Below are 24,925 nucleotides of genomic sequence, written 5' to 3'. Positions count from 1 at the left end.
CACGTAGGCTCGCGCACATGCGCGCATCCTCAGCCCTCGTCCGTCGTACCTCCGCGAGCGCCGTCGCCGCCCTCCTGGTCACGGGCCTCGCCGCCTGTGGCAGCGGCAACGACAGCCCGCTCGCGGCCGGCTCGAGCTCCACCACGTCGGCCACGTCGACGACGACGGCCGCCTCGTCGCCGGCCGGGGGCTCGAGCGCCCCCAGCGTCGCGACCGGCTCCACGCTCAGCGCGGCCGACATGGCCGCCATCATCAAGAGCGGCATGAGCTCGATCGGCACCGCCCACGAGACCCTGTCGATGAACACCACGGCAGCCGGCAGGACCATCCAGATGCACGCGGACGCCGACGTGCAGATGAGCCCGCTCGCGATGAGCATGACCATGACCATGGGCACGACCAAGATCGACGAGATGCTCGTCGACGGCGTGATGTACATGAAGGCTCCTCAGATGAGCCCGTCCGGCAAGTGGATCAAGCTCGACATCGCCCAGATGAGCCAGATGATGGGCGGCTCCGGCATGAGCGACGCCCTGACCAACCCGCTCGGCCTGATGGACAAGATGTCGTCGTACATCACCACGGCGACGTACGTCGGTCCCGACACCGTCAGCGGTGCGTCGGCGAAGCACTACCGGATGACCGTCGACCTCAAGGCCGCCATGGCGAAGATGTTCCCCAACCTGCCGAGCAGCGCGGCCGGGAACGTCCCGTCGAGCGCGAACGAGGACATCTGGGTCGACGACCAGGGCCGCGCGGTCAAGACGGTGGTCGACTTCGGCACCGGCTCGATGACGACGCTGCTGAGCGACTTCGGCAAGAAGGTCGACGTCCAGGCGCCGCCGGCCAGCCAGGTCACCACCGCTCCCGGCCTGGGCGGCTGAGGTAGCGCCGCACCGACTTAGCGAGATCTCCCGATGTCGGAGGCGGGGCCTTAGGGCGAACGTCGTCCTCAGTCAGCACCACTCACTGAGGAGCCCGCCATGCACGTCACCTTCGCCTCCGACATCGTCCGCACCACCACCCGGGACCGCATCCGTGCCGCCGAGCAGCACCGGCTGGCCAAGCTCGCTCGCGAGGCCCGCAAGGACGAGCGCGCCCGCGCGGTCGTCGCCCGCCAGGAGGCGGCCGTCCGCCGGCCCCGGCTCGCCGCGATCTTCGCGCACTGAGATCCGCGATGCCCGGCGCGGCCGTCCCCGTCGACGGCATACTCGGGGACATGCGTTCGCGAGCGCCGCTGGTGGGCCGCGCGCCTGAGCTCCAGGCGCTCGAGGACGCGCTCGCCGCCGCGACCGAGGGCCGGGTCGTCCTGGTCGCCGGCGAGGCGGGCGCCGGCAAGACCCGCCTGGTCTCCGAGCTCCTCGCCACGCACCCGGAGGCACCGGCGCTGGTCGGCGGCTGTGTCGAGCTCAGCCAGGCCGCCGTCCCCTTCCTCCCGCTCGCGGCGGCGCTGCGGCGCCTCGCCGCCGAGCGGGGCGACGACGCCACCGCCGAGCTGCTCGAGGGTCCGGCTGCGCCGTTGCTGGCCCTGGTGCCGCGGCTGAGCACGGCCGATCCCGGCGGGATCGCGCAGGACCCGCTCCGCCTGTTCGAGGCGGTACCCGCCTTGCTCGCGCGGCTCGCCCCCGACGGCCCGGCCGTCCTGGTGGTCGAGGACCTGCACTGGGCCGACGCCTCGACGCTCGACCTGGTCCGCTTCCTGGCGGTGGCGGCGCCCCCGCGCGTCCTGGTCGTGCTGACCCTGCGCAGCGACGAGATGCGCCGGGCGCACCCGCTCCGCCCGCTGCTCGCCGAGCTCGGACGGCTGCCGAACGTCGCCCGGGTCGACGTCCGGCCCCTGGGCGACGACGACGTGGCCGAGCTCGTCGCCTCGCTGGCCTCCGACGCGGCCTCCTCGCTCCCGCTGCACCAGATCGTCGACCGTGCTGAGGGGAACCCCTTCTTCGTCGAGGAGCTGGTGGCGGCGTACGCCGAGCAGGGCACCGCGCTGCCGGCAGCGCTCGACGACGTGCTGGGTGCACGGCTGGACCGGCTCCCGGCGCCGGCGTGGGCCGTGGTGGAGATCGTCGCGGCCATCGGCCGACGCGCGTCGCACGCGCTGGTGGAGCGCGTGGCGGACCTGTCACCCGCCGCCCTGTCCGGTGGGCTGCGGACCGCCGTCGAGGACGGCGCGCTGGTGGTCGACCCGCGGGGCTACTCGTTCCGCCACGCGCTGCTCCAGGAGGCGGCCTACGCCCGACTGCTGGCCGGCGACCGGATCGCGCTGCACCAGCGGATCGCCGAGGCTCTGGTGGCGGATCCCGGGCTGGCCGAGGGCGGGGCGCAGGCGGCAGCGGGGGAGATCGCGTTCCACGCCGAGCAGGCCGGCGACCTCGAGACGGCGTACGCCGCGTCGATCCGAGCCGCGCAGCGTGCCAGCGACAGCTACGCCATCATCGAGGCTCACGTCCACTACGAACGCGCGGTCAGCCTGGCGGACCGCGTGCGGGAGGGCGCCGACGGGCCGCTCGTCGCCGACCTGCTCGTCGACGCCGGGCTGGCCGCGACCCGGGTCGGTGCGAACGCGGTGGCCCGGGCGCACTACGACCGCGCCCTCGCGCTGATCGACCCGACCGACGTCGACCGGATGTCCCGTGCGACCCGGCTGCAGGCCGAGATGCTGTGGATCGTGGGTGAGGCCGAGGCCGGCCGGCGGCTCGTGGAGCGGGCACTCGGCCCCGGTGGCATCGGCGCCGAGCCGGGGCCCGATCGTGCCTGCCTGTTGGCCCAGCGGGCGATGAAGGCGGTCGTCATGGCCGACTACGACACTGCCGAGGCGTCCGGGCTCGAAGCACTGGCCATGGCGCGTCAGCACGGCTCGCGGTGGGGCGAGCGTCGCGCGCTCGAGGCCGCCGGTACGGCACTGGCGATCGGCGAGCGGGACGTCGAGCGCGGGCTCGCCTACTGCCGTGAGGCGCTCGATCTCGCGCTGGCCGACGGTGACCTCGACGCCTACCTGCACGCCGGCGCCAACCTCTCCACGGCACTCGAGTCCGTCGGCCGGATCACCGAGTCGGATCAGGTCTGCGTCGAGACCGTCGCCCTCTGCGAGGAGCGCGGCGTCGTCGGAGCGCTGCTCGACTTCCAGCGCCTCAACCTGTGCTGGATGCTCGTGCGCACCGGCGACTGGGACGGCGCCGCGGTCGTCCTGCGCCGCCTGCGCTTCAGCAGGCACGCCGGCATGATCCGCACCTTCCGCTGGGTCAACGAGGGGATCCTCGCGGGCCTGCGCGGTCGGTACGACGACGCACGGGCCTGCCTGGACGGGCTCGTCGCCTCCGGTGGCATCGTCGGCCCGATGTGGGAGGCGCCGATGGCCTGGATCGAGCTGATGGTCGGCATCGGCACCGACGACGACCAGCTGGTCAAGAAGGGTGTCGCGACCCTCGTCGACCTGCCGGCCGACGCCGTCACGGTGGTCCACTACCCGGTGGCGGCCCGGGCCCTGGCGGACCAGGCGCTCGCCGACCCCGCGGCAGCGGAGGGCGCGGCGGCCGGCATCGGCGAGCTGGCGTCCCGCCTCGTGGTGCCCGAGGACGGCCGACTGCTCGAGGCCGCACGCGCGGAGCGCGAGCGTCTGCTGCTGCTGGTGCGCGCCGAGGCCGCCCGCGCCGCCGGCGAGGACACTGCCGCGACCTGGCAGGCCGTGCTCGACGTACCCTGCGACTCGCCGCCGGCCGCCGACGGGCTCTACGTCGCCTGGCGGCTCGCCGCCGCGCTCCACGCCGAGGGCGCCGACCCGACCGAGGTGCTCGTGCCCGCCTGGGAGCGCGCCCGGTCGATCGGGTCGGTCCTCGCCGCGGACCTGGAGCGGTCAGCGCGACGTGCGCGGGTGCGGCTGCCCGGGATGGCCCGGGACCAGGTGGCCGGCGTGCTCGACCACGGGCTCACCGCGCGCGAGCGGGAGGTGCTGGCGCTCGTCGCCCGCGGCGCGACGAACCAGACCATCGCCGACGAGCTGTTCATCAGCGTCAAGACGGCGTCGGTGCACGTCTCGAACATCCTGGCCAAGCTGGGCGCGGCGAATCGCACCGAGGCGGGCGCGCTCGCCCGCGACCTGGGTCTGTGATTCGAGCCCGGCTCAGCGGCCGCGGAGGTTGCCTCGCTGGCCCTTCATCGAGGTGGGCACGGGGCCCTTCGGGATCGGCGCCTTGCCGCGCTGGGAGTCCAGCGCGCGCAGCCGGTTGAGCAGGTCGGTGATCTCGGCGGGCTTCACGTCACGGCCGAGCTTCTGGATGTGCCGGACCAGCTTCGGCAGCGGGACCTGGCCCTCCTCGTTGCCCACGATCACGTCGCGGACCGGGTAGTCGCCGGCGACCCGCTCGTGCTTCTTGTGCTCGCTGACCAGCACCGGCTTGATCCGGTTCGGGTTGCCCTCGGCGACCAGGACGATGCCGGGAGGGCCCACCACGCGGTGCACGAGGTCCTGCTGCTTGGTGAAGCCGACGACCTGCTCGACGTTCCAGCCCTTGCGCAGCATGGACAGGGCGCGTGCGGCCGCGCCGACCTGGCCCTCGAGCTGCAGGTAGACGGCCTTCTGCGCGCGACGGCTGAAGACGACCATCGTCAGCAGGAAGCCGAGCAGCAGGCCGGCGACGATGCCGAGGACGAGGCTGACCACGCTGTGGCCGCTCGGGAGGTAGATGACCGAGAAGCCGACGGCCGCGCCGACGACGAACGCGCCGAGCATCCACCAGGTGACCGCGGGGTCGACCTGGCGGGTCATCCGGAAGGTCTCGCGGACCTGCTGGCGACGGTTCATCTGGGTGGGGTCGACGGTCGACATCGGGTGAGGCTTCTCCTGTAGTTCAGTTGGCCGCGACCGAAACCGGTCCCTGAGCCTGTCGAAGGGCGGCTGCCTGACGGTACAGGCGCCCGGCACGGTACGACGAACGGACGAGCGGGCCGGACAACGCACCGGCGAAGCCGATCTCCTCGGCCTCGGCCTGCAGCTCCACGAACTCCTCCGGCTTCACCCACCGCTCCACCGGGTGGTGCCGCAGGCTCGGGCGCAGGTACTGGGTGATCGTGACGAGGTCACACCCCGCCTCGTGCAGGTCCCGCAACGCCTGCGAGACCTCCTCACGGGTCTCGCCCATGCCCAGGATCAGGTTCGACTTCGTCACCAGCCCGAACTCCCGCGCCGCCGTCAACACCCCCAGCGAGCGCTCGTAGCGGAACGCGGGCCGGATCCGCTTGAAGATCCGCGGCACCGTCTCCAGGTTGTGCGCCAGCACCTCCGGACGCGACTCGAACACCTCGGCCAGCAGGTCGGGGTCGCCGTTGAAGTCCGGCACCAGGTTCTCCACCCCCGTGCCCGGGTTGAGCTCGTGGATCGCCCGCACCGTCTCGGCGTACAACCACGCACCACCGTCGGGCAGGTCGTCGCGCGCGACACCGGTGATCGTGGCGTACCTCAGGCCCATCTTCTGCACGGACTCGGCCACCCGACGGGGCTCGTCGCGGTCCAGGGGCTGGGGCTTGCCGGTGTCGATCTGGCAGAAGTCGCAGCGCCGGGTGCACTGGTCACCGCCGATGAGGAAGGTGGCCTCGCGGTCCTCCCAGCACTCGAAGATGTTCGGGCAGCCCGCCTCCTGGCAGACCGTGTGCAGCCCCTCGGACTTCACCAGGTTGTGCAGGGCGGTGTACTCCGGACCCATCTTCGCGCGGGTCTTGATCCACGACGGCTTGCGTTCGATCGGGGTCTCCGCATTGCGCACCTCGAGTCGGAGAAGCTTCCTGCCGTCGGGGGAGGTGGTCACAGGAGGAAGTCTACTGACCGTCAGGGGACGTCGCGTCGGCGGAAGGCCGCGCCGCCCCCGAGCACCAGGCCGAGCCCGATCACGCCCCAGAACAGGAAGCCCTGAGCGGCGCCGATGGTGTGGGTCTCATAGGCCCGGAACCCGTCGCCGGAGCTCCAGCTCTGCGTCGAGTAGGTGATGTCGTCGAACAGCGTCGCCCCCGCGTTCAGGGCGGGGCTGAGCGCCTGCAGGTTGCCGGTGTCGAGCCCGTGGATGAACGCGGTGCTGACAGCCAGGACGGCCAACGTCGTCCCCAGCGCGGCGACCGTGTGCCGCACGAGGGTGGTGAGGGCGAAGGCCGTGACACCGATCAGGGCGGCGAACGCGGTGCCCTTGGCGGCGACGGCCAGGGCGTCGCCGGTCATCCCGGGCTCCCACGGCAGGTCACGGACCTGCGCGATGAGGGTGAACGCGATCCACCACACCGCCTGGACAAGGAGGCTCACCACCGCGCCGAGGGCGCCGATGGCGATCAGCTTGGCGGCGTACAGCTGCAGGCGTCGGGGGTTGAAGATCAGCTGGTTGCTGATCGAGCCGCTGGACCAGTCGGCGCCGGCGTACGTCATCGCGGCGAGCGCGATCGCGCCCACGACCAGCATGGCCGCGGCAGGCGCGAAGCCCGTGATGGCGTCCTGGGCCTTCATCTCGTTGTAGGGCAGGTACCAGTCGGGCCGGGGTGCCTGCTCCGCGATGCACTGCTCCCGGGTCGTGCCGGGGCCGATCCACTGATCGGCGACGCACCGGTCGATCTGGTGCTGGAAGCCGGGCGAGCTCATCTCCCGCTGGGCACGCGCCTCGGCCCTCGCCCAGGCCTGCGCGTCGTGCGGCTTCGTGTTGGCCGTCCAGATGACCAGCATGACCACCGGCATGAGCAGGGCGATCGGCACGAGGACCCGGACGGCGCGGCGCCAGCGGATGCGGTCGAGCTCGACGCGCACGAGGTGGCGCATCAGGCTGCTCCCTCCGCGGCGAGGTCCTGGCCTGCGGTGAGCTCCAGGTAGACCGACTCGAGGTCGCGGCGTAGCGGGGTCAGCTCGCGCAGCCACACGCCGGAGCCCGCCAGCAGCTCGCTGACCCGCTCCGCGGTCGTGCCGTCGACGACGAGGGCCGCGTCGTCGCGGCGTACCGACACCTGCGCGGCCTCCAGCACCGTCGTCGCCCGGTCCACGTCGGTCGGCACCAGGCGTACGCCGGTGGTCGGGGTCAGCAGGTCGCTCACCGGACCCGCCGCGAGGGTGCGCCCCCGCCCGAGGATCGTCACGGCCGTGCACACCTGCTGGACCTCGGCCAGCACGTGCGAGGACAGCAGCACGGTCACCCCGCGCTCGGCCAGCGACCTGATCATCTCGCGGTTCTCGCGGATGCCGGCGGGGTCGAGACCGTTGGACGGCTCGTCGAGGACGAGCAGCTCGGGGTCGCGCAGCAGGGTCGCGGCGACGGCGAGCCGCTGCTTCATGCCGAGCGAGTAGCCCTTGTACTTCTGCCGGGCCCGCTGGGTCAGCCCCACCGTCTCGAGGGCCTGGTCGACCGTCGAGTCGGCGATGCCGACCGAGCGCGACAGCAGCAACAGGTTGTGCCGCCCGGTCAGGCCGGGGGAGAACTTGGGCGACTCCACCACCGCGCCGATCCGGCCCATCACGGACGGCTGGCGCTGGGGCACGGGCTCGCCGAAGAGGGCCATGCTCCCGGACGTCGCGCGGGTCAGCCCCAGCAGCATCCGGATGGTCGAGGTCTTCCCGGACCCGTTCGGTCCGAGGAAGCCGTGCACGTCACCGCGCTCGACCCTCAGGTCGACGCCGTCGACCGCCCAGCGGACCACGCCACCCAGGGTCCGGTAGTGCTTGCGCAGGCGTTCGGCGTCGATGACCAGTTCCGGCATGCGCCGAGACTAGGCACCGGTGGGGCGCAATACCGGGATTCGCGGGATCTTGGCCGGGTCCGGGCGTGGCTCGTAGTCCGGGGTCGGCGTGTACTCGTTCCAGTCGAGCAGCTCGTCCAGGTGCCGTCGTACGACGGGAAGGACCTCGGCCACCGTGACGTCGCGCCCGAGCTCGCGGCTCAGCGAGGTCACACCCGCGTCGGCGATGCCGCAGGGCACGAACCGGTCGTACCAGGCCATGTCGACGTCGCAGTTGAGCGCGAAGCCGTGCATGGTCACACCCCGACTCACCCGGATGCCGAGCGCGGCGATCTTGCGCTCCGGGCCGTGCTCGTCGGCGCGCAGCCAGACGCCGCTGCGGCCCGGGACGCGCGCGGTCGTCACGCCGAGCTCGGCGCACGCCGCGATGAGCGCCTCCTCGACCCGACGCACGTAGTCGACGACGAGCACGTGCTGGGGGAGTGTGACGATCGGGTAGCCGACCAGCTGGCCGGGGCCGTGGAAGGTGATCTTGCCGCCGCGGTCGACGTCGATCACGTCGGCGCCGCCCGGATCGGCCGGTCGCTCCCACGGCTCGGTCCGCTTGCCGGCGGTGAACACGGGCGGGTGCTCGAGCAGGAGGACGGTGTCGGTGCGGGCTCCGTCCGCGACCTCGGTGTGGAGGGACCGCTGCAGGTCCCAGGCGGCCTGGTAGTCGACCTGGCCGAGCTCGACGTACTCCCTCACCCGAGTCAGGTTACCCGCGGCCTGTGGAGGAGCGGATGCGCGTCCGTGGCCGAGGGCGTAGGACTGGGGCATGCGGATCTCGGGCAGGAGCGCGGTCGCCACCGGCGCTGCGATCGCGGTGGTGCTCGTCGTCGGAGCCGTGCTGCTCGGGATGGGGCGGCAGGTGCCCGATCAGCGGCCCGTGGCCGAGGTGGCGCCGGCTGCGCGCGCGGCCGGTCCCGTGGCCGCGGTGCGCGCCCTGGTGGTGCTGCGCGACTGGGACCGCACCCGGGCCGCGGCGTGGGCGCACGGCGACGTCCCCGCCCTGCGTCGCCTGTACGCCGCCGGGTCGGCCGCCGGGCGCGACGACGTCGCCCTGCTCCGGCGCTGGTCGGCCCGGGGCCTGCGGGTCCGCGGGATGTCGATGCAGCTGCTCGGCGTACGGCTCGAGGTGCGGACGGCCCGGCGGATCGTGCTCGTGGTGACCGACCGGCTGGTCACGGCGTACGCCGTCGGCCACGGCCGCCGCTACGCCCTCCCGCGCGACAACGCATCGACCCGCCGGTTGGACTTCCGGCGGGTCGAGGGGCGTTGGGTGCTGCGGTCTTCTCTCGGGTCTCGATAAACGGCGTCGCGGCTTCGTTCCTCAGCCGCGGCCGCACTCGACCTCTTCCGCCACGGTGGTCGCGAGCAAGCTCGCGACCACCTGCGTCAGACCTCGAACTGACCGGCCTCGAGGCGCTTCTTGACCTCCTGCAGGAACCGGCCCGCGCCGGCGCCGTCGACCAGGCGGTGGTCGTAGGTCAGCGCGAAGTAGCACATGTGGCGCACGGCGATCGTCTCGCCGAGGTGCTCGTCGTCGATGACGACCGCCCGCTTGACGACCGCACCGGGACCGAGGATCGCGACCTGCGGCTGGTTGATGATCGGGGTGTCCCACAGGGCGCCGACCGAACCGAGGTTGGTGATCGTGAAGGTGCCGCCGGAGAGCTCGTCGGGGCCGATCTTGTTGTTGCGCGTGCGGGCCGCGACGTCGGCGATCTTCTTGGCCAGGCCGGACACGGACAGGTCGCCCGCGTCCTTGATGACCGGCGTGATCAGGCCCTTCTCGGTGTCGACCGCGATCGAGAGGTTCTCCCGGTCGAAGTAGGTCACCGTGCCGGCCTCGGTGTCGATCGCGGCGTTGAGCGTCGGGTGCGCCTTGAGCGCGTCGATCGCCGCCTTCGCGAAGAACGGCAGGTAGCTGAGCTTCACACCCTCGCGGGCCAGGAACTCGTCCTTGATGCTCTCGCGCAGCCGGGCCACGTTGGTCACATCGATCTCGACGACCTGGGTGAGCTGGGCCGAGGTCTGCAGCGACTCGTTCATCCGCTTCGCGATGATCGCGCGCAGCCGGCTGATCGGAACCGTCTGGCCGCGCAGCGGCGACGGCGTCGGAGCCGGTGCGCCGGCGGCGGGCGTCGTGGCGGGCGCGGCCGGGGCAGCCGCCGCCGGGGCCTTCTTCGCCTCGGCCGCGGCGATGACGTCCTGCTTGCGGATGCGGCCGCCGACACCGGAGCCGGTGACGGTGGCCAGGTCGACGCCGTGCTGGTTGGCCAGCTTGCGGACCAGCGGGGTCACGTAGCCGGGGCCGTCCGCGGACGGCTCGGCGGCGGGCGCCTCGGCGACCGGGGCGGGCTCGGGCGGGAGCTGGGCTGGGGCGACCGGGGCCGGGGCGGGCGCCTCCGGGGCGGGCTCGGGCTCCGGCTCGGCCGTCGGGGTCGGCTCCGGGGCGGCCGGGGCCGGCTCTGCCGGAGCGGCGGAGGCGGCGGGGGCGGCCGCGGGCGAGCCGCTGCCGATGATCGCGAGCTCGGCGCCGACCTCGACGGTCTCGTCCTCGGACGCCTTGATCTCGAGCAGGGTGCCGGCGACGGGCGAGGGGATCTCGGTGTCGACCTTGTCGGTGGAGACCTCGAGCAGCGGCTCGTCGACCGCGACGCTGTCGCCGACCTGCTTGAGCCAGCGGGTCACCGTGCCCTCGGTGACCGACTCGCCCAGGGCCGGCAGGGTCACGGCGGTGCCGGTGGCGCCGCCCGCGGCACCGTCGGGCGCCTCGGTCCCCGCGGTCGCGTCGGGCGATGCCGGGGCCGCGGGGGTGTCAGGAGCAGCGGGTGCGTCGGGCGTCTCGGCCGCGGCCTCGGGTTGAGGCTCGGCGTCCGCTGCGGAGGGCGCCTCGGGCTCGGCGGCGGGAGCCGGCGTACCACCCTCGTCGGCCGCACCGATCACGGCCAGCACCGCGCCGACCTCGACCGTGTCGTCCTCGGACGCCTTGATCTCGAGCAGGGTGCCGGCGACGGGCGAGGGGATCTCGGTGTCGACCTTGTCGGTGGAGACCTCGAGCAGCGGCTCGTCGACCGCGACGCTGTCGCCGACCTGCTTGAGCCACCGGGTCACGGTGCCTTCGGTGACGGACTCTCCGAGTGCCGGGAGGGGTACTTCAGTGGCCATGGTTCCTCGACTTCGTGGGTCGGTGTGCGACAGAAGCGCGCCTGACTGAGCTGCGGGCCCCATCCTTGCACCACGTGTGACACAGCCCGCAACGGCCCGGACCGACTCTCGAAACGGAGCTGACGACGAGGTCCGTCGGGCACACTTGGTGCATGGCGTTCTGGGATCGGTTCCGTCGCGGCGCGAAGATGAGCGGGCCGGCGCGGGATGCGGCGCGGACGGGCTCCACCCGGGTGCGCGCCGCCGACGCCGCCGACCAGGCGCACCTCGAGCAGTGGATCACCGCGCACCGCGGCGTCGAGGGCTTCATCGAGCCGCGCACGGCCGTCAGCGAGGTCACCCTCCTGCTCGTCGCGTACGACGGCGAGTGGACCCGCCGCCGCGTCCCCTCGGTCGAGTGGGCGCACAAGTTCTGCAACGCTCGCCAGGTGCCGTCGTACGACGCCGGCGTGGTGGGGATCCCGCAGCGGATGCGGGACTACAACCACCGCGTCACGCGGGCACGGAAGCAGCAGGAGCAGCAGGGGCACCAGCCGTAGCCCGGGCGGCCAGCCCGCGGGCCAGCTCGACGAGCGTGGCGAGCCCGTAGCCCGTCGCGCCCGACGGGAGGTGCCCGACCGGGCCGCCCCGGTTGAACGTGGGACCCGCGATGTCCAGGTGCGCCCACGGCAGGCCGCCGGTGAACTCCCGCAGGAACGCGGCCGCGAACAGCCCTCCACCCCAGCGGATCCAGTCGTGCTGCGCGAGGTCGGCGACCCGGCTGGTGTGGACCCGCTCCACGATGAAGTCCGGGATCGGCATCGGCCACGCGTCCTCGCCGGCGGCCTCGGCCGCTGCCAGCACCTCGGCGACGACCTCGTCGTCGCCCATGACACCGGCGATCCGGTCGCCCAGCGCCTGCACCATGTGGCCGGTCAACGTCGCGATGTCGACGACCAGGTCGGGCTTGCGCTCCACGGCGAGCCCGAGGCAGTCGGCGAGGACCAGACGGCCCTCGGCATCGGCGTTCTGCATCTCGACGGTGGTACCGCCGAAGATCGTCAGCACGTCGCCCGGGCGCATCGACGCGGGTCCGACCATGTTCTCGGCCAGGCCCACGAACGCGGAGACCTCGACGGGCAGCCCGAGCCGCGCGATGGCGAGCGTCGCCTGCACGACCGCGGCGGCGCCGGCCATGTCCTCCTTCATCGTCCCCATGCTCGAGCCCGGCTTGATGGTGAGGCCGCCGGAGTCGAAGGTGATCCCCTTGCCGACGAGCGCGAGGTGCACGACGGCGTCCTTCGGGCGGTAGCGCAGCTCGGCGATCCGCGGCGGCGCGGCCGAGCCGGCACCGACCGCGAGCGTGCCGCCGCAGCCGAGCTCGGCCAGCCGCTCCTCGTCGTACACGTCGACCTTGAGCTTGGTGGAGAGACCCTTGTTGGCGGCCTTCGCCGCGGCCACGATCGCGTCGGCGAAGGCCGGCGGGGTGAGGTCGGCGGCGGGGGTGTTCACCCAGTCCCGCATCACGCCGGTGGCGTCCGCGATCACCTGGGCGTCCTCGACGGCCCGCACGATCTCGGCCCGTCGGGCGGCGGGGGAGAGGAGCACGACCTCGGCAGGGGCAGTGGCCTCCGCCCCGCTCTTGTACGCCGTGAACGCGTACCCGCCGAGCCGGAAGCCCTCGACCACGGCGCGGGCCAGCTCGGGCGTGTCCGCCGGCAGCGCCAGGGCGATCGACGCGGCGGAGCCGGTGGCGCGCGCGGCGTTGCCCGCGGCCCGTCGTACGGCCTGGGGGTCGGTGGCGTCGCCGAGGCCCACCAGCACGAGGAGCGGCGACCCGATCACACCGTTGGTGGGCACCTTGGCGACCTCGCCCGGACGGCCCGTCAGCGACAGCGTCGCCAGCAGCCCCTTGAGCTTGCGCCCGTACGCCGCGGCGACGTCCTCGCCGCCCGGAGCGAGGGCCGGGCCGGGCACGACCCCGACCACCACGGCCTCGGCCTTGGTCTTGGCGGGGCTCGCGGTGCGCACGGCGTAGGTCGTCACGTCCCGCACGATATCTTCCGGGCTATGGCCGACGACCTCCTCCAGTCCCCGTTGCACGACCGCCACGTCGCCCTCGGGGCGAAGTTCGCCGAATTCGGTGGCTGGTCGATGCCGCTGCAGTACGCCGGGGTGGTGCCCGAGCACACGGCGGTACGCACCAGCGTGGGCATCTTCGACGTCAGCCACCTGGGCAAGGTCGTGGTCCGCGGGCCGGGTGCGGCGGCGTACGTGAACGAGCGGCTCAGCAACGACCTGGGTCGGATCGGCCCCGGCCGGGCGCAGTACACGCTCTGCCTCGACGACGCGACCGGCGGCATCGTCGACGACATCTTCAGCTACTACAAGGACGACGACCACGTGTTCCTGGTGCCGAACGCGGCCAACAACACCGAGGTGCACCGCCGTCTCGCCGAGGGCGCCCCGGACGGCCTCGAGGTGGTCAACCACCACGGCGACTACGCGGTCATCGCGGTCCAGGGCACGAGGTCCGACGAGACCCTCGAGGCGGCCGGCCTTCCGGTCGGTCACGAGTACCTCACCTTCATCGAGGCCGACTACGCCGGCGAGCCGGTCATCGTGTGCCGCACCGGCTACACCGGCGAGCGCGGCTACGAGCTGATCGCCCCCAACGCCGTCGCCGGCGAGCTGTGGGACGCGCTGATGAAGGCCGGCGAGCAGTTCGACATCGCCGCCTGCGGCCTGGGCGCGCGCGACACGCTGCGCACCGAGATGGGCTACCCGTTGCACGGCCAGGACATCTCCCCGTCGGTCACGCCGAACGAGGCGCGCCTCGGCTGGGCGGTGGGCTGGAAGAAGGATGCGTTCTGGGGCCGCGACGCGGTGGTCGCGGAGAGGGCGGCCGGCCCGAAGCGCAAGCTGGTCGGCCTGAAGTCCATCGGTCGCGCGATCCCGCGCCCGCACATGGGCGTCTCGATCGGCGCCGACTTCCGGGTCGGCGAGATCACCTCCGGCACGTTCTCCCCGACGCTCAAGCAGGGCATCGCCCTGGCGCTGGTGGGTACCAACGTGGCCGACGACGCCGAGGTCCTCGTCGACGTACGGGGCAAGCAGGAGGTCTTCGTGATCCACAAGCCACCGTTCGTCGACCCGTCGGTGCGGGAGTCCTGATGGCCGCCCTGCCCGAGGACCCGCCCACCTTCCGCGCACCGACCCCGGCCGACCGCCCCTGGTGGTGGCGGCTCGAGGACAGCTCCGGTGCTGTCGTCGCCGTCGAGGAGCACTCCGAGCAGCGCTTCCCGAGCCAGGCCGACGCCGAGTCCTGGATCGGGGAGACGTACGCCGAGCTCGCCGACGCCGGCGTCGCGCAGGTGACACTCTTCGAGAACGACCGCGAGGTCTACGGCCCGATGTCGCTGTCGGCCTGAGGGCATAGGCTCGGCGCGTGCGGCAATATCTCGACCTGGTCCAGCGCGTCCTCGACGAGGGGACCTCGAAGGGTGACCGCACCGGCACCGGCACGCTGAGCGTGTTCGGCCACCAGATGCGCTTCGACCTGTCCGCGGGCTTCCCGCTGGTGACGACGAAGAAGATCCACACCCGCTCGGTCTTCGGCGAGCTGCTGTGGTTCCTCCGCGGCGACACCAACGTGCGCTGGCTGCAGGAGCGCGGCATCACGATCTGGGACGAGTGGGCCGACGAGAACGGCGACCTCGGTCCGGTGTACGGCGCCCAGTGGCGCTCGTGGCCGGCGCCCGACGGCCGGCACATCGACCAGCTCGCCCAGGTCGTCGACCAGATCCGCACCAACCCGGACTCGCGCCGGCACATCGTCTCGGCGTGGAACCCGGCGCTCGTCGACGAGATGGCGCTGCCGCCGTGCCACTCGCTGTTCCAGTTCTACGTCGCCGACGGCCGGCTGAGCTGCCAGCTCTACCAGCGCTCCGCCGACATCTTCCTCGGCGTCCCGTTCAACATCGCGTCCTACGCGCTGCTCACCCACATGGTCGCCCAGGTGGCCGGCCTCGAGGTCGGCGACTTCGTGCACACCCTCGGTGACGCGCACCTCTACTCCAACCACCTCGAGCAGGCCCGGCTGCAGCTCACCCGGGAACCCCGGCCGCTGCCGCGCCTGGTGCTCAACCCGGAGATCAAGGAGATCGACGGCTTCGACCTCGACGACATCGCCGTCGAGGGCTACGACCCGCACCCCGGCATCAAGGCGCCGATCGCCGTATGACCACCCCAGCCGGCCGGCGGGTGACGATGGTCGCCGCCGTCGCCGAGAACGGTGTCATCGGCGCCGACAACGGCATCCCGTGGCACATCCCCGCCGACTTCGCCCACTTCAAGGCGACCACGCTGGGCAACGTCCTGGTGATCGGCCGCGCGACCCACGAGAGCATCGGCCGGCCGCTGCCCGGTCGCACGACCGTGGTGCTCACCCGTGACCCGTCGTGGAGCGCCGACGGGGTCCGCGTGGCCGCCTCGCTCCCCGAGGCGTTGGCGCTCGCCGACTCGGTCCTCGCCGACGAGCCGCCCGAGAAGCAGGTGATGATCGGCGGCGGCTCCTACGTCTTCGAGGCGGCGATGCCGTACGCCGACGTACAGCTCATCAGCGAGGTGCCGATGTCCCCGGCAGGGGACACCTTCTACCCGGAGTTCAACCGCTCCCGCTGGCACGAGGTCTCCCGCGAGCCGCGCGACGGCTTCACCCTCGTCACCTGGGAGCGCGTCTTCGCGTGCGGCTGAGGCCTCAGCGGCGGAAGCTGCGGACGTAGCCGTAGCCCACCATCACGGCCCCGCCGACGACGCCGAGACCGAACGACACCGGGAACGACAGGTCGGTGAGCAGCACGATGAAGAGGGTCAGGAACCCGACCCACGCCAGGTAGAAGAGCGTGGCCAGGACCCACCACCCCGGGGTACCGACGTCATAGGTCCGGGAGAAGGACGTGTTCCAGGACCTGCCGACGAAGAACGAGCGCTGGCCCCCGAAGATCCGCATGCGGCCATCTTGTCCCACTCGGCCGCAACCGAATCCCAGCGCCGCGCGTCAACAGGGCAGAACCCCCTTGACCGAGGAGCCCCCATGCTGCGCCGCATCGCCATCCTGACCGCGCTCGTCGTCCTCTGCTCGGCCGGCGCGTACGTCGTCGGGCTGGTCCACGCCGGCCGGATGCCCTGGCAGCAGGCCGATGCCGCGACCGCGCCTGCGACCGCGCCCGCGACCGCGACCGCGCCGGCCCCGCGGCCGAGCCGGACGCCGACGCCCACGCCCACCCCGGCGCCGGCTCTGCTCGCCCCCGGCGACGACGGGCCCCAGGTCAAGCAGCTGCAGGCCCGGCTGACCCAGATCGCCTGGTTCTCCGGGGCGCCGACCGGCCACTACGGCGACGCCACGGAGCAAGCCGTCCGCGGCTTCCAGGCCAAGCGTGGGATCCCCGTGACGGGCGAGGTGGACCGCCGCACGATGCGCCGGCTGCTGGCGATGACCACCGAGCCGACCAAGGCCCAGCTCGATGACGACCCGCTGAACAACAACACCCCGGGCGCCCTCGACCCCCGCTGCGAGACCGGTCGGGTGATCTGCGTCGACAAGACCTCCAGCACAGTCCGCTGGGTCGTCGACGGCGTGGTCCGCAGGACGCTCGACGCGCGGTTCGGGGCGTCGTACTCCCCGACCCGGGAGGGTCTCTTCCACGTCTACGCCAAGAGCCGCGACCACGTCTCGAGGCTGTACGGCTCCTCGATGCCGTACGCGATGTTCTTCTCCGGCGGGCAGGCCGTGCACTACTCCTCGGACTTCGCGGCGCGCGGGTACAGCGGGGCCTCGCACGGCTGCGTGAACATCCGCGACGAGGCCGGGGTGGCGTGGCTGTTCGACCAGGTCCGGGTCGGTGACGCGGTGGTCGTCTACCACTCCTGAGCGGCTGGTGCCCCTGGCTAGGGTCGGGGACATGGATCTCCGGGTGTTCACCGAGCCGCAGCAGGGCGCGACGTACGACGACCTCCTGCGGGTGGCGCAGCTGAGCGAGGAGCTCGGGTTCGACGCCTTCTTCCGCTCCGACCACTACCTGCACATGAGCGGGGACGGGCTGCCCGGTCCGACCGACGCGTGGACCACGCTCGCCGGGCTGGCCCGCGAGACCAGCTCGATCCGGCTCGGCACCCTGATGACCAGCGCGACCTTCCGCCAGCCGGGGGTCCTCGCGGTCCAGGTCGCGCAGGTCGACCAGATGTCGGGCGGCCGCGTGGAGCTCGGCCTCGGTGCGGGCTGGTTCACCCAGGAGCACACGGCGTACGGGATCCCGTTCCCCAGCACGTCCGAGCGCTTCGAGCGGTACGCCGAGCAGCTCGAGCTGATCACCGGGATGTGGTCGACGCCGGTCGGCGAGCGCTACGCCTTCGACGGGCAGCACTACCGGCTCGCCGACTGCCCGGCGCTGCCGAAGCCGGCGCAGCACGAAGGCCACCGTGGCGGCCCGCCGATCATCGTCGGCGGGCTCGGCGCGAAGCGGACACCGGCCCTGGCGGCGACGTTTGCCGATGAGTTCAACCTGCCGTTCGTCGACCTGGAGACGACCACCCTGCAGTTCGGCCGGGTGCGTGCGGCCGCCGAGCGGATCGGCCGCGACCCCGACGAGCTCGTCTACTCCAACGCGCTGGTGCTCTGCTGCGGCGAGGACGAGGCGACGATCTCCCGGCGGGCCGCCGCGATCGGTCGTGACGTCGACGAGCTGCGCGCCAACGGGCTCGCCGGCACTCCCGCGGAGGTCGTGGACAAGATCGAGCAGTACGCCGCACTCGGCTCGCAGCGCATCTACCTGCAGGTCCTCGACCTCGCCGATCTCGACCACGTACGCCTGGTCGCTGCCGAGGTCATGCCCGCACTAGGCTGATCCCATGACTTCGGCACCCTTCGGCACCCTCCTGACCGCCATGGTGACGCCGTTCCGCGAGGACGGCTCCGTCGACCTGGACGCGGTGCAGAAGGTCGCGAAGCACCTGGTCGACAACGGCAACGACGGCATCGTGGTGTCCGGAACGACCGGCGAGTCGCCGACGACGACCACGGCTGAGGACGGCGAGACGCTCGCGGCGGTCAAGGACGCGGTCGGCGACCGGGCCAAGATCGTCGCCGGAGTCGGCACCAACGACACCCGCCACTCCGTCGAGCTCGCCCGGCAGGCCGAGAAGGTCGGCGCGGACGGGCTGCTGCTCGTCACGCCGTACTACAACAAGCCCAGCCAGGCCGGCGTCCTCCACCACTTCCAGCAGGTCGTCAGCGCCACCGACGTCCCGGTGATGCTGTACGACGTCCCCGGCCGTACCGGCACGAAGATCGAGCTCGCCACCTACGCCGAGGCGAAGAAGTGGGAGCCGGTCATCTCGGTCAAGGAGGCCACCGGCGACATCGCGCGCACCGCGCAGCTGGTCGACCTCGGCTACTCGGTCTACTCCGGCGACGACGTGAACACCCTCGGCTACCTCGCCTACGGCGCGGTCGGGCTCGTCTCCGTCGTCGCCCACGCCGCCGGCAACGAGCTGCGCGCCATGATCGAGGCGTTCCAGCGCGGCGACAACGCGGAGGCGCTGCGGATCCACACCGGCCTGGTGCCGGCGTACGAGGCGGTGATGGGGGTGCCCAACTACGGCGCCACCACCGCCAAGGCCGCCATGCAGCTGCTCGGCGTCCTCGACAACCGCACCGTGCGCTCCCCGCTGATGGCCCTGGACGAGGCGGAAGTCGCGGCCCTCGCCGCGGGCCTGCGCGCGGCCGGGGTGCTCTCGTGAGCTTCGAGGGCCTCGCCAAGCTCGACGCTCCGCCGGCGCTCCCGGCCGGCGGCCTGCGGGTGATCCCGCTCGGCGGCCTCGGCGAGGTCGGCCGGAACATGACCGCCTTCGAGTACGACGGCCGCCTGCTCCTCGTCGACTGCGGAGTGCTCTTCCCCGAGGACCACCAGCCCGGTGTCGACCTGATCCTGCCCGACTTCGGGCCGATCCGGGACCGGCTCGGCGACGTCGAGGCGCTGGTGCTGACCCACGGGCACGAGGACCACATCGGCGCGACGCCGTATCTGCTGCGCGAGCGCCAGGACATCCCGCTCGTCGGCTCCGAGCTCACCCTCGCTCTGGTCAACTCCAAGATCCGCGAGCACCGGCTGCGCCAGACGTCCTTCACCACGGTCAAGGAGGGCGATCGGATCTCCTTCGGCCCGTTCGACCTGGAGTTCGTGGCGGTCAACCACTCGATCCCGGACGCCCTCGCGGTCGCGATCCGCACCCCCGCCGGGCTCGTCCTGCACACCGGCGACTTCAAGATGGACCAGCTGCCGCTGGACGGCCGGATCACCGACCTGCGCGCCTTCGCGCGGCTGGGGGAGGAGGGCGTGGACCTGTTCCTCACCGACTCCACCAACGCCGAGGTGCCCGGCTTCACCACGGCCGAGCGCAAGATCACGCCGGTCCTGGACCAGGTCTTCCGCGAGTCCGAGCAGCGCATCATCGTCGCCTGCTTCGCCTCGCACGTGCACCGCGTGCAACAGGTGCTCGACGCCGCCGTGGCGCACGGCCGCAAGGTCGCGTACGTCGGCCGCTCGATGGTCCGCAACATGGCGATCGCCCGCGACCTGGGCTATCTGACCGTCCCGCCGGGCGTCATGGTGGAGGCCAAGGAGCTCGCGCAGCTGCCGCCGGAGAAGCAGGTGCTGATCTCGACCGGCTCCCAGGGCGAGCCGATGTCGGCCCTGTCGCGGATCGCGAACCGCAGCCACAACTTCGTGCACCTCGAGCCGGGCGACACCGTCGTCCTGGCGTCGTCGCTGATCCCGGGCAACGAGAACTCGGTCTACCGGGTCATCAACGGACTGGCCAAGATCGGCGCCCGCGTCGTGCACAAGGGCAACGCCCTGGTCCACGTCTCCGGCCACGCCAGCGCCGGCGAGCTCCTCTACTGCTACAACATCGTCAAGCCGCGCAACGTCCTGCCGGTGCACGGCGAGATCCGGCACATGCTGGCCAACGGCGAGCTGGCTCAGCAGACCGGCGTGGAGAACGTCGTGTACGCCGAGGACGGCGTGGTCGTCGACCTCGTCGACGGTGTCGCGTCCGTGGTCGGCAAGGTCGAGGTCGGCCTGGTCTTCGTCGACGGCCAGACCGTCGGCGACGTCACAGAGACCGAGCTCAAGGACCGCCGGATCCTCGGCGAGGAGGGCTTCATCTCGGTCATCGTGGTCGTCGACTCGGTCGCCAAGAAGGTCAGCGCCGGCCCGGAGATCCACGCCCGCGGCCACGCCTGGGACGACTCGATGTTCGACGACATCAAGCAGCCCATCGTCGACGCGGTCAACTTCCAGCTCTCCGAGGGCAACACCGACACCTACCTGCTCCAGCAGACCGTCCGCCGGACGATCGGTCGGTGGGTCGGCAGCGTCCACAAGCGCCGCCCGATGATCGTGCCGGTGGTGGTCGAGGCCTGAGCCGGCCTCTCGCGGTGCAGGAATCACCGGTCGACCGGTGATTCCGACGCTTGTCGGGTGTTGCAACGGCCGACAAGTGCAGGAATCCCCGGTCGACCGGTGATTCCGACACCCCCAACCCTCAACCCCCACCTGACCCTTCAGCGTGTTGCACCTGTGACTCAAGTGCCCAGTGGGTAGGTTGTGAGCATGGCGACCCGTACGTCTTCCCCGACGGGTTCGCGCAGCCGCACGACCTCCTCGTCCCGCACCGCCAGCAAGTCCGGAACCTCCCGGGCGAGCAGCGCCAAGGGACGGGGGAGCAGCAGCTCGCGACCCCGTGGTACGACCAGCACCAAGAGCCGATCGCGCTCCACCGCGAAGCGGCCGGCTCCGCGTGCCGTGCGCAGCGGGCCGGGCCCGATCGCCACCTTCTTCACCGCGATCGCGCGGGCCATCGCCGCGGTCTGGCTGGGTATCGCCCACGGCGTCGGGGCGGTCGTCCGCAGCGTCGTCGGGGGAGCCCGTGACATCGAGCCCGAGCAGCGCCGCGACGGCGCTGGGCTGCTGCTCTTCGGCGTCGCGCTGATCGTCGCCGCCGCCGTCTGGTTCGAGGTGACCGGCGGCGTCATGGACTTCGTCCGCACTATCACCTCCGGCACGGTGGGCAAGATCGCGTGGCTGGTGCCGCTGATGGTGCTGCTCGCCGGCTGGCGCCTGATGCGCGACCCGATCACCAACGGCCCCGCCGGCCGCCAGGTCATCGGCTGGACCGCGCTGTCCTTCGGCATCCTCGGCATCGTCCACATCTCCGCCGGCAACCCGCAGCCGGTCAACGGCGACACCACGCCGCTGCGCGACGGCGGCGGCGCCGTCGGGTACGTCGTGTCCGCGCTGCTGCTCGACCTGCTGCGCAGCGACTACGTGGTCGTCCCCCTGCTCGCGCTGCTCGCCTTCTTCGGCGTCCTGGTCATCACCGCCACCCCGCTGCACCGCGTCCCCGACCGGCTCCGCGACCTGTCGCACCACCTGTTCGGCCACTACCCGGAGCCGAACGACCCCGACGCCACCCAGGCGATCCGCTTCGACGACACCTTCGAGCGCACCGGCGACCCGGCGTACGACACCCCGCTGCTGCGCGAGGACAAGCCCAAGCGCCGAGGCCGCACCAAGCCGGCCGACGCGACGCCGGAGGAGTCGATGGAGCTCCTCGAGCCGATCGACATCCCGCTCACCGACGGCACCGACGACGGTCCGACGCCGGCCGACATGGGGCCGCTGGAGAAGCGCGCCCTCGGCAAGCGCGGTGGCGCCGACCCCGAGACCGGTCTGCCGGCCGCGTTCGTGCCGCCGCCCGACGTGGTCGAGGAGGTCGTCCCGCCGCCGCACGCCGAGCTCCCGGTCCGCGCCGAGCAGCTCTCGCTGTCCGGCGACATCGTCTACACACTGCCCGACGCCCAGGTGCTCAAGCCCGGTGACGCGCACAAGACCCGCAGCGCGGCGAGCGATGACGTCGTACGCCGCCTGCAGAACGTGCTCGACGAGTTCAACGTCGACGCCCAGGTCACCGGCTACACCCGCGGTCCGACGGTCACCCGCTACGAGATCGAGCTCGGCGTGGGCGTCAAGGTCGAGAAGATCACGAACATCCAGAAGAACATCGCCTACACCGTCGGTACGTCGGACGTGATGATCCTCAGCCCGATCCCCGGCAAGTCCGCGGTCGGTGTCGAGATCCCGAACTCCGACAAGGAGACCGTCTCCCTCGGTGACGTGCTCCGCTCCAACGCCGCGCGCAGCGACCACCACCCGATGGTCGCCGGCCTCGGCAAGGACGTCGAGGGCGGCTTCGTCGTCGCCAACATGGCGAAGATGCCGCACCTCCTGGTCGCCGGTGCCACCGGCTCCGGAAAGTCCAGCTTCATCAACTCGCTGATCACCAGCATCCTCATGCGCGCCACGCCCGACGAGGTCCGGATGATCATGGTCGACCCCAAGCGCGTGGAGCTGAACAACTACGAGGGCGTCCCGCACCTGATCACCCCGATCATCACCAGCCCGAAGAAGGCCGCCGAGGCGCTCGAGTGGGTCTGCCGCGAGATGGACATGCGGTACGACGACCTCGCCAACTTCGGCTTCCGGCACATCAACGACTTCAACAAGGCCGTCCGCGAGGGCAAGGTCGAGGTCCCGCCGGGCAGCGAGCGCGAGCTGGCGCCGTACCCGTTCCTGCTGGTCATCGTCGACGAGCTCGCCGACCTGATGATGGTCGCTCCGCGCGACGTCGAGAGCTCGATCGTCCGGATCACCCAGCTGGCCCGTGCGGCCGGCATCCACCTGGTCCTGGCCACCCAGCGCCCGTCCGTCGACGTCGTCACCGGTCTGATCAAGGCCAACGTGCCGAGCCGGCTGGCGTTCGCGACCTCGAGCCTCGCCGACTCCCGCGTCATCCTGGACCAGCCGGGCGCGGAGAAGCTGGTCGGTCAGGGCGACGGCCTGTTCCTCCCCATGGGTGCGAGCAAGCCGATCCGCGTGCAGGGCTCGTGGGTGACCGAGAAGGAGATCCACTCGGTCGTCAAGCACTGCAAGGGCCAGCTCGAGCCGAGCTACCGCGAGGACGTCACGGCCCCGGCCGCGAGCAAGAAGGTCCTCGACGACGACATCGGCGACGACATGGACCTGGTCATCCAGGCCATCGAGCTGGTCGTGTCGACCCAGTTCGGCTCGACGTCGATGCTGCAGCGCAAGCTGCGGGTCGGCTTCGCGAAGGCGGGTCGCCTGATGGACATCCTCGAGAGCCGTGGCGTGGTCGGACCCAGCGAGGGTTCCAAGGCGCGCGACGTGCTGGTCAAGCCCGACGAGATCGATGCAGTGATCTTCACCATCCAGGGGGAGGCGTGAGCGCCATGACCGACACCACCACCGAGCAGCTCACCGGGCCGAGCGGCGCCACCAGCGTCGAGGTCCGTCGCAACGTCGCCCTGGCAGCGGCCGTCGGTACCCTCGCCGGCCTGCTGACCCTGGCGTTCGCCGTCCGCACCTTCGCCGGCCACGGGGGAGCCCTCGACTGGCTCGCCCTGGGCGTGATGGTGCTGGTCACCATCGCGTACGTCGGCACGCTGATCGACGCCCGCGCCCCGCTGATGATCGTCGACGACCGTGGCGTCCGGCTCCGCCAGGGCGCCCGCTGGAAGGGCATCGCCTGGCCCGAGATCGAGTGCCTCGAGCACCTGCCGCGCAAGGCCCCGTTCCGCGACGGCCACCTCCTGGTCGTCGGGTACGACGACCGGCAGCTCGTCGTCCCCCTCACCATGGCCACCCGGGTGGTCGGTGCTCCGCTCAGCTCGCTCAGCGACGTGCTCGCCGAGCTCGCACAGGGTCGCGCCGACGTGGTCGAGGTGGTGCCCGGGATCGACGCCGACGAGGACGTGGAGACCGAGCACGGGCCGGCCGAGGCACCGCAGGCGTCCTTCGCGCCGCCGGTCCCCCCGATCCCTCCGATCGCACCGTCCGCCGAGACCGAGGACACCACCGACCTCTCGCCGTACGTCCAGGTCATCGACGAGGACGACGAGACCGGCGAGATCGAGCCCGTGCCGGGCGAGGCCGAGGACGCCGAGGACGTCCAGGACTCACCGAACCGGGCCGAGGCCGCGGACCAGGAGAACACCGAGGAGATCGTCGCCGTCGAGCCGCCGGCCCCGGGGCGCACCACGATCCTCGCGGCCCGGGTCGACATGGCCGGTACCGACCGCCCGTCGACGCCGTACGTCGCTCCCGCGCTCGACGCGGTCGAGCACGAGGAGAGCACGGTCGTCCTCGAGGACCTCGCCGTCCACCCGGCCCCGATCCCGGTGATCGGCCCGCAGCTGGCCGTCGCCCGGCAGCGGCTCAAGCTCACCATCGACCAGCTCTCCGACCGCACCCGGATCCGTCCCCACGTCATCGAGGCCATCGAGGTCGACGACTTCGGGCCGTGTGGCGGCGACTTCTACGCCCGCGGCCACCTCCGCACGCTGTGCCGGGTGCTCGGCATCGACGCCGGCCCGCTCGTCACGATGTACGACGACACCTACGCCGACGCCCCGGTCGACCCGCGCCGGGTCTTCGAGTCCGAGCTGGCCACCGGTCACGGCGGCTCGATCCGCAGCACCCGCGGCGGTCGCAACTGGTCGGTCCTCATCTCCTCGGTGATGGCCGCGGTGCTGATCTGGTCGGTGGCGCAGCTCGTCCTCGGCGGACGCGCGCCGATCGAGAACGTCCCGCAGCTGAACCAGAGCGGCGGCATCACGCCGCCCGGGTCCTTGGCGAAGGCGCACCCGGTGAAGGTCGTCCTCAACGCCGCGGGCGGTGGCGCGAAGCTGATCGTCCGCGACGCGAACGGCCGGATCGTGCTGGACGGCCCGCTGGCCTACGGCCAGACCGCGAACCTCTCGGTCGTGCCGCCGGTGCGGATCTGGTCCTCGGACGGCTCGGTCACGGTGTCGATCGCCGGCAAGCCGGCCAAGGCCCTCGGGTCGACCGGCGAGCAGGCGTCGGGGACGTTCATCGCCCGCTGACGTTTCCCCGCA

23 protein-coding genes are annotated in these 24,925 nt (G+C 72.1%); 15 read left to right on the top strand and 8 right to left on the bottom strand.

Annotated features, from left to right (window positions below; translation table 11 throughout):
• The first annotated feature begins 17 nt into the window (after positions 1–17).
• The 3 genes from ACYVAQ_RS14775 (at position 18) to ACYVAQ_RS14765 (ending at position 4,108) form a co-directional block, all read left to right on the top strand.
• Positions 18–884 carry a DUF6612 family protein gene (locus ACYVAQ_RS14775; RefSeq protein ID WP_460790896.1) on the top strand — a complete coding sequence of 289 codons (867 nt, stop codon included), beginning with the start codon at positions 18–20 and terminating at the stop codon, positions 882–884.
• A 99-nt stretch (positions 885–983) separates the two neighbouring features.
• The gene (locus tag ACYVAQ_RS14770) at positions 984–1,169 is read left to right on the top strand and encodes a hypothetical protein (protein ID WP_460790894.1); all 186 of its coding nucleotides are present in this window, start codon (positions 984–986) and stop codon (positions 1,167–1,169) included.
• Between the two features lie 50 nt (positions 1,170–1,219).
• Entirely contained in the window at positions 1,220–4,108 is a 2,889-nt protein-coding gene (locus tag ACYVAQ_RS14765; RefSeq protein WP_460790892.1) for a helix-turn-helix transcriptional regulator, read from the top strand.
• A gap of 12 nt (positions 4,109–4,120) precedes the next feature.
• Here the strand turns inward: ACYVAQ_RS14765 and ACYVAQ_RS14760 are convergent, their stop codons facing one another.
• The 5 genes from ACYVAQ_RS14760 to lipB are packed head-to-tail and all read right to left on the bottom strand — an operon-like array spanning position 4,121 to position 8,454.
• Positions 4,121–4,825, bottom strand: a complete 705-nt coding sequence (locus ACYVAQ_RS14760; protein WP_460790888.1) for a DUF4191 domain-containing protein — start codon at positions 4,823–4,825, stop codon at positions 4,121–4,123.
• Between the two features lie 22 nt (positions 4,826–4,847).
• Entirely contained in the window at positions 4,848–5,801 is a 954-nt protein-coding gene (gene lipA, locus ACYVAQ_RS14755) for a lipoyl synthase (RefSeq protein ID WP_460790885.1), read from the bottom strand.
• A 20-nt stretch (positions 5,802–5,821) separates the two neighbouring features.
• The gene (locus ACYVAQ_RS14750) at positions 5,822–6,790 is read right to left on the bottom strand and encodes a hypothetical protein (RefSeq protein ID WP_460790883.1); all 969 of its coding nucleotides are present in this window, start codon (positions 6,788–6,790) and stop codon (positions 5,822–5,824) included.
• Positions 6,790–7,719, bottom strand: coding sequence for an ABC transporter ATP-binding protein (locus tag ACYVAQ_RS14745; RefSeq protein ID WP_460790881.1), 930 nt, complete (start codon positions 7,717–7,719; stop codon positions 6,790–6,792). The genes ACYVAQ_RS14750 and ACYVAQ_RS14745 overlap by 1 nt, the downstream gene beginning before the upstream one ends.
• Positions 7,720–7,728: 9 nt before the next feature.
• Positions 7,729–8,454 carry a lipoyl(octanoyl) transferase LipB gene (lipB, locus tag ACYVAQ_RS14740; protein WP_460790924.1) on the bottom strand — a complete coding sequence of 242 codons (726 nt, stop codon included), beginning with the start codon at positions 8,452–8,454 and terminating at the stop codon, positions 7,729–7,731.
• A 61-nt stretch (positions 8,455–8,515) separates the two neighbouring features.
• Here lipB and ACYVAQ_RS14735 point away from each other — a divergent pair, with 61 nt between their 5' ends.
• Complete coding sequence (locus ACYVAQ_RS14735; protein WP_460790877.1) at positions 8,516–9,049, top strand: hypothetical protein; 534 nt, start codon at positions 8,516–8,518, stop codon at positions 9,047–9,049.
• Between the two features lie 86 nt (positions 9,050–9,135).
• Here the strand turns inward: ACYVAQ_RS14735 and sucB are convergent, their stop codons facing one another.
• Positions 9,136–10,911, bottom strand: coding sequence for a 2-oxoglutarate dehydrogenase, E2 component, dihydrolipoamide succinyltransferase (sucB, locus tag ACYVAQ_RS14730; protein WP_460790875.1), 1,776 nt, complete (start codon positions 10,909–10,911; stop codon positions 9,136–9,138).
• A 152-nt stretch (positions 10,912–11,063) separates the two neighbouring features.
• Between sucB and ACYVAQ_RS14725 the strand changes: the two genes are divergently transcribed.
• On the top strand, positions 11,064–11,450 hold the full coding sequence (locus ACYVAQ_RS14725; RefSeq protein WP_460790873.1) for a hypothetical protein: 387 nt from the start codon (positions 11,064–11,066) through the stop codon (positions 11,448–11,450).
• On the opposite strand, the gene ACYVAQ_RS14720 is transcribed toward ACYVAQ_RS14725, so the two are convergent.
• Entirely contained in the window at positions 11,404–12,936 is a 1,533-nt protein-coding gene (locus ACYVAQ_RS14720) for a leucyl aminopeptidase (RefSeq protein ID WP_460790870.1), read from the bottom strand. The two genes, ACYVAQ_RS14725 and ACYVAQ_RS14720, sit on opposite strands and share 47 nt — an antisense overlap.
• 24 nt (positions 12,937–12,960) lie before the next feature.
• Here ACYVAQ_RS14720 and gcvT point away from each other — a divergent pair, with 24 nt between their 5' ends.
• From gcvT to ACYVAQ_RS14700, 4 genes are read left to right on the top strand one after another with little or no spacing between them, the layout of a single operon-like run.
• On the top strand, positions 12,961–14,064 hold the full coding sequence (gcvT, locus tag ACYVAQ_RS14715; protein WP_460790867.1) for a glycine cleavage system aminomethyltransferase GcvT: 1,104 nt from the start codon (positions 12,961–12,963) through the stop codon (positions 14,062–14,064).
• Positions 14,064–14,321 carry a hypothetical protein gene (locus ACYVAQ_RS14710; protein ID WP_460790864.1) on the top strand — a complete coding sequence of 86 codons (258 nt, stop codon included), beginning with the start codon at positions 14,064–14,066 and terminating at the stop codon, positions 14,319–14,321. Before gcvT ends, ACYVAQ_RS14710 begins: the two co-directional genes overlap by 1 nt.
• Positions 14,322–14,338: 17 nt before the next feature.
• Entirely contained in the window at positions 14,339–15,133 is a 795-nt protein-coding gene (locus tag ACYVAQ_RS14705) for a thymidylate synthase (protein WP_460790863.1), read from the top strand.
• Positions 15,130–15,645: a dihydrofolate reductase gene (locus tag ACYVAQ_RS14700; protein WP_460790860.1), complete on the top strand. Its 516-nt coding sequence runs from the start codon at positions 15,130–15,132 to the stop codon at positions 15,643–15,645. The genes ACYVAQ_RS14705 and ACYVAQ_RS14700 overlap by 4 nt, the downstream gene beginning before the upstream one ends.
• A gap of 4 nt (positions 15,646–15,649) precedes the next feature.
• Here ACYVAQ_RS14700 and ACYVAQ_RS14695 read toward each other — a convergent pair whose 3' ends face one another.
• On the bottom strand, positions 15,650–15,901 hold the full coding sequence (locus ACYVAQ_RS14695) for a hypothetical protein (protein ID WP_460790858.1): 252 nt from the start codon (positions 15,899–15,901) through the stop codon (positions 15,650–15,652).
• 84 nt (positions 15,902–15,985) lie between these two features.
• On the opposite strand from ACYVAQ_RS14695, the gene ACYVAQ_RS14690 reads away from it, so the two are divergent.
• The 6 genes from ACYVAQ_RS14690 (at position 15,986) to ACYVAQ_RS14665 (ending at position 24,913) form a co-directional block, all read left to right on the top strand.
• Positions 15,986–16,822 (top strand): L,D-transpeptidase family protein, encoded by an 837-nt coding sequence (locus ACYVAQ_RS14690; protein ID WP_460790855.1) that lies wholly within the window; start codon positions 15,986–15,988, stop codon positions 16,820–16,822.
• Positions 16,823–16,853: 31 nt separating this feature from the next.
• Positions 16,854–17,795: an LLM class F420-dependent oxidoreductase gene (locus ACYVAQ_RS14685; RefSeq protein ID WP_460790852.1), complete on the top strand. Its 942-nt coding sequence runs from the start codon at positions 16,854–16,856 to the stop codon at positions 17,793–17,795.
• Positions 17,796–17,799: 4 nt separating this feature from the next.
• Positions 17,800–18,690, top strand: coding sequence for a 4-hydroxy-tetrahydrodipicolinate synthase (dapA, locus tag ACYVAQ_RS14680; protein WP_460790850.1), 891 nt, complete (start codon positions 17,800–17,802; stop codon positions 18,688–18,690).
• Complete coding sequence (locus tag ACYVAQ_RS14675; RefSeq protein WP_460790847.1) at positions 18,687–20,375, top strand: ribonuclease J; 1,689 nt, start codon at positions 18,687–18,689, stop codon at positions 20,373–20,375. Before dapA ends, ACYVAQ_RS14675 begins: the two co-directional genes overlap by 4 nt.
• A gap of 189 nt (positions 20,376–20,564) precedes the next feature.
• Positions 20,565–23,255, top strand: a complete 2,691-nt coding sequence (locus tag ACYVAQ_RS14670; RefSeq protein ID WP_460790845.1) for a DNA translocase FtsK 4TM domain-containing protein — start codon at positions 20,565–20,567, stop codon at positions 23,253–23,255.
• 5 nt (positions 23,256–23,260) lie between these two features.
• Positions 23,261–24,913 (top strand): helix-turn-helix domain-containing protein, encoded by a 1,653-nt coding sequence (locus ACYVAQ_RS14665; RefSeq protein ID WP_460790842.1) that lies wholly within the window; start codon positions 23,261–23,263, stop codon positions 24,911–24,913.
• Positions 24,914–24,925: the final 12 nt, after the last annotated feature.

The organism is Nocardioides maradonensis (assembly GCF_054777115.1).
The sequence above is the reverse complement of the archived record's forward strand: the minus strand, read 5'-3'. Positions and strand labels throughout refer to the sequence as shown.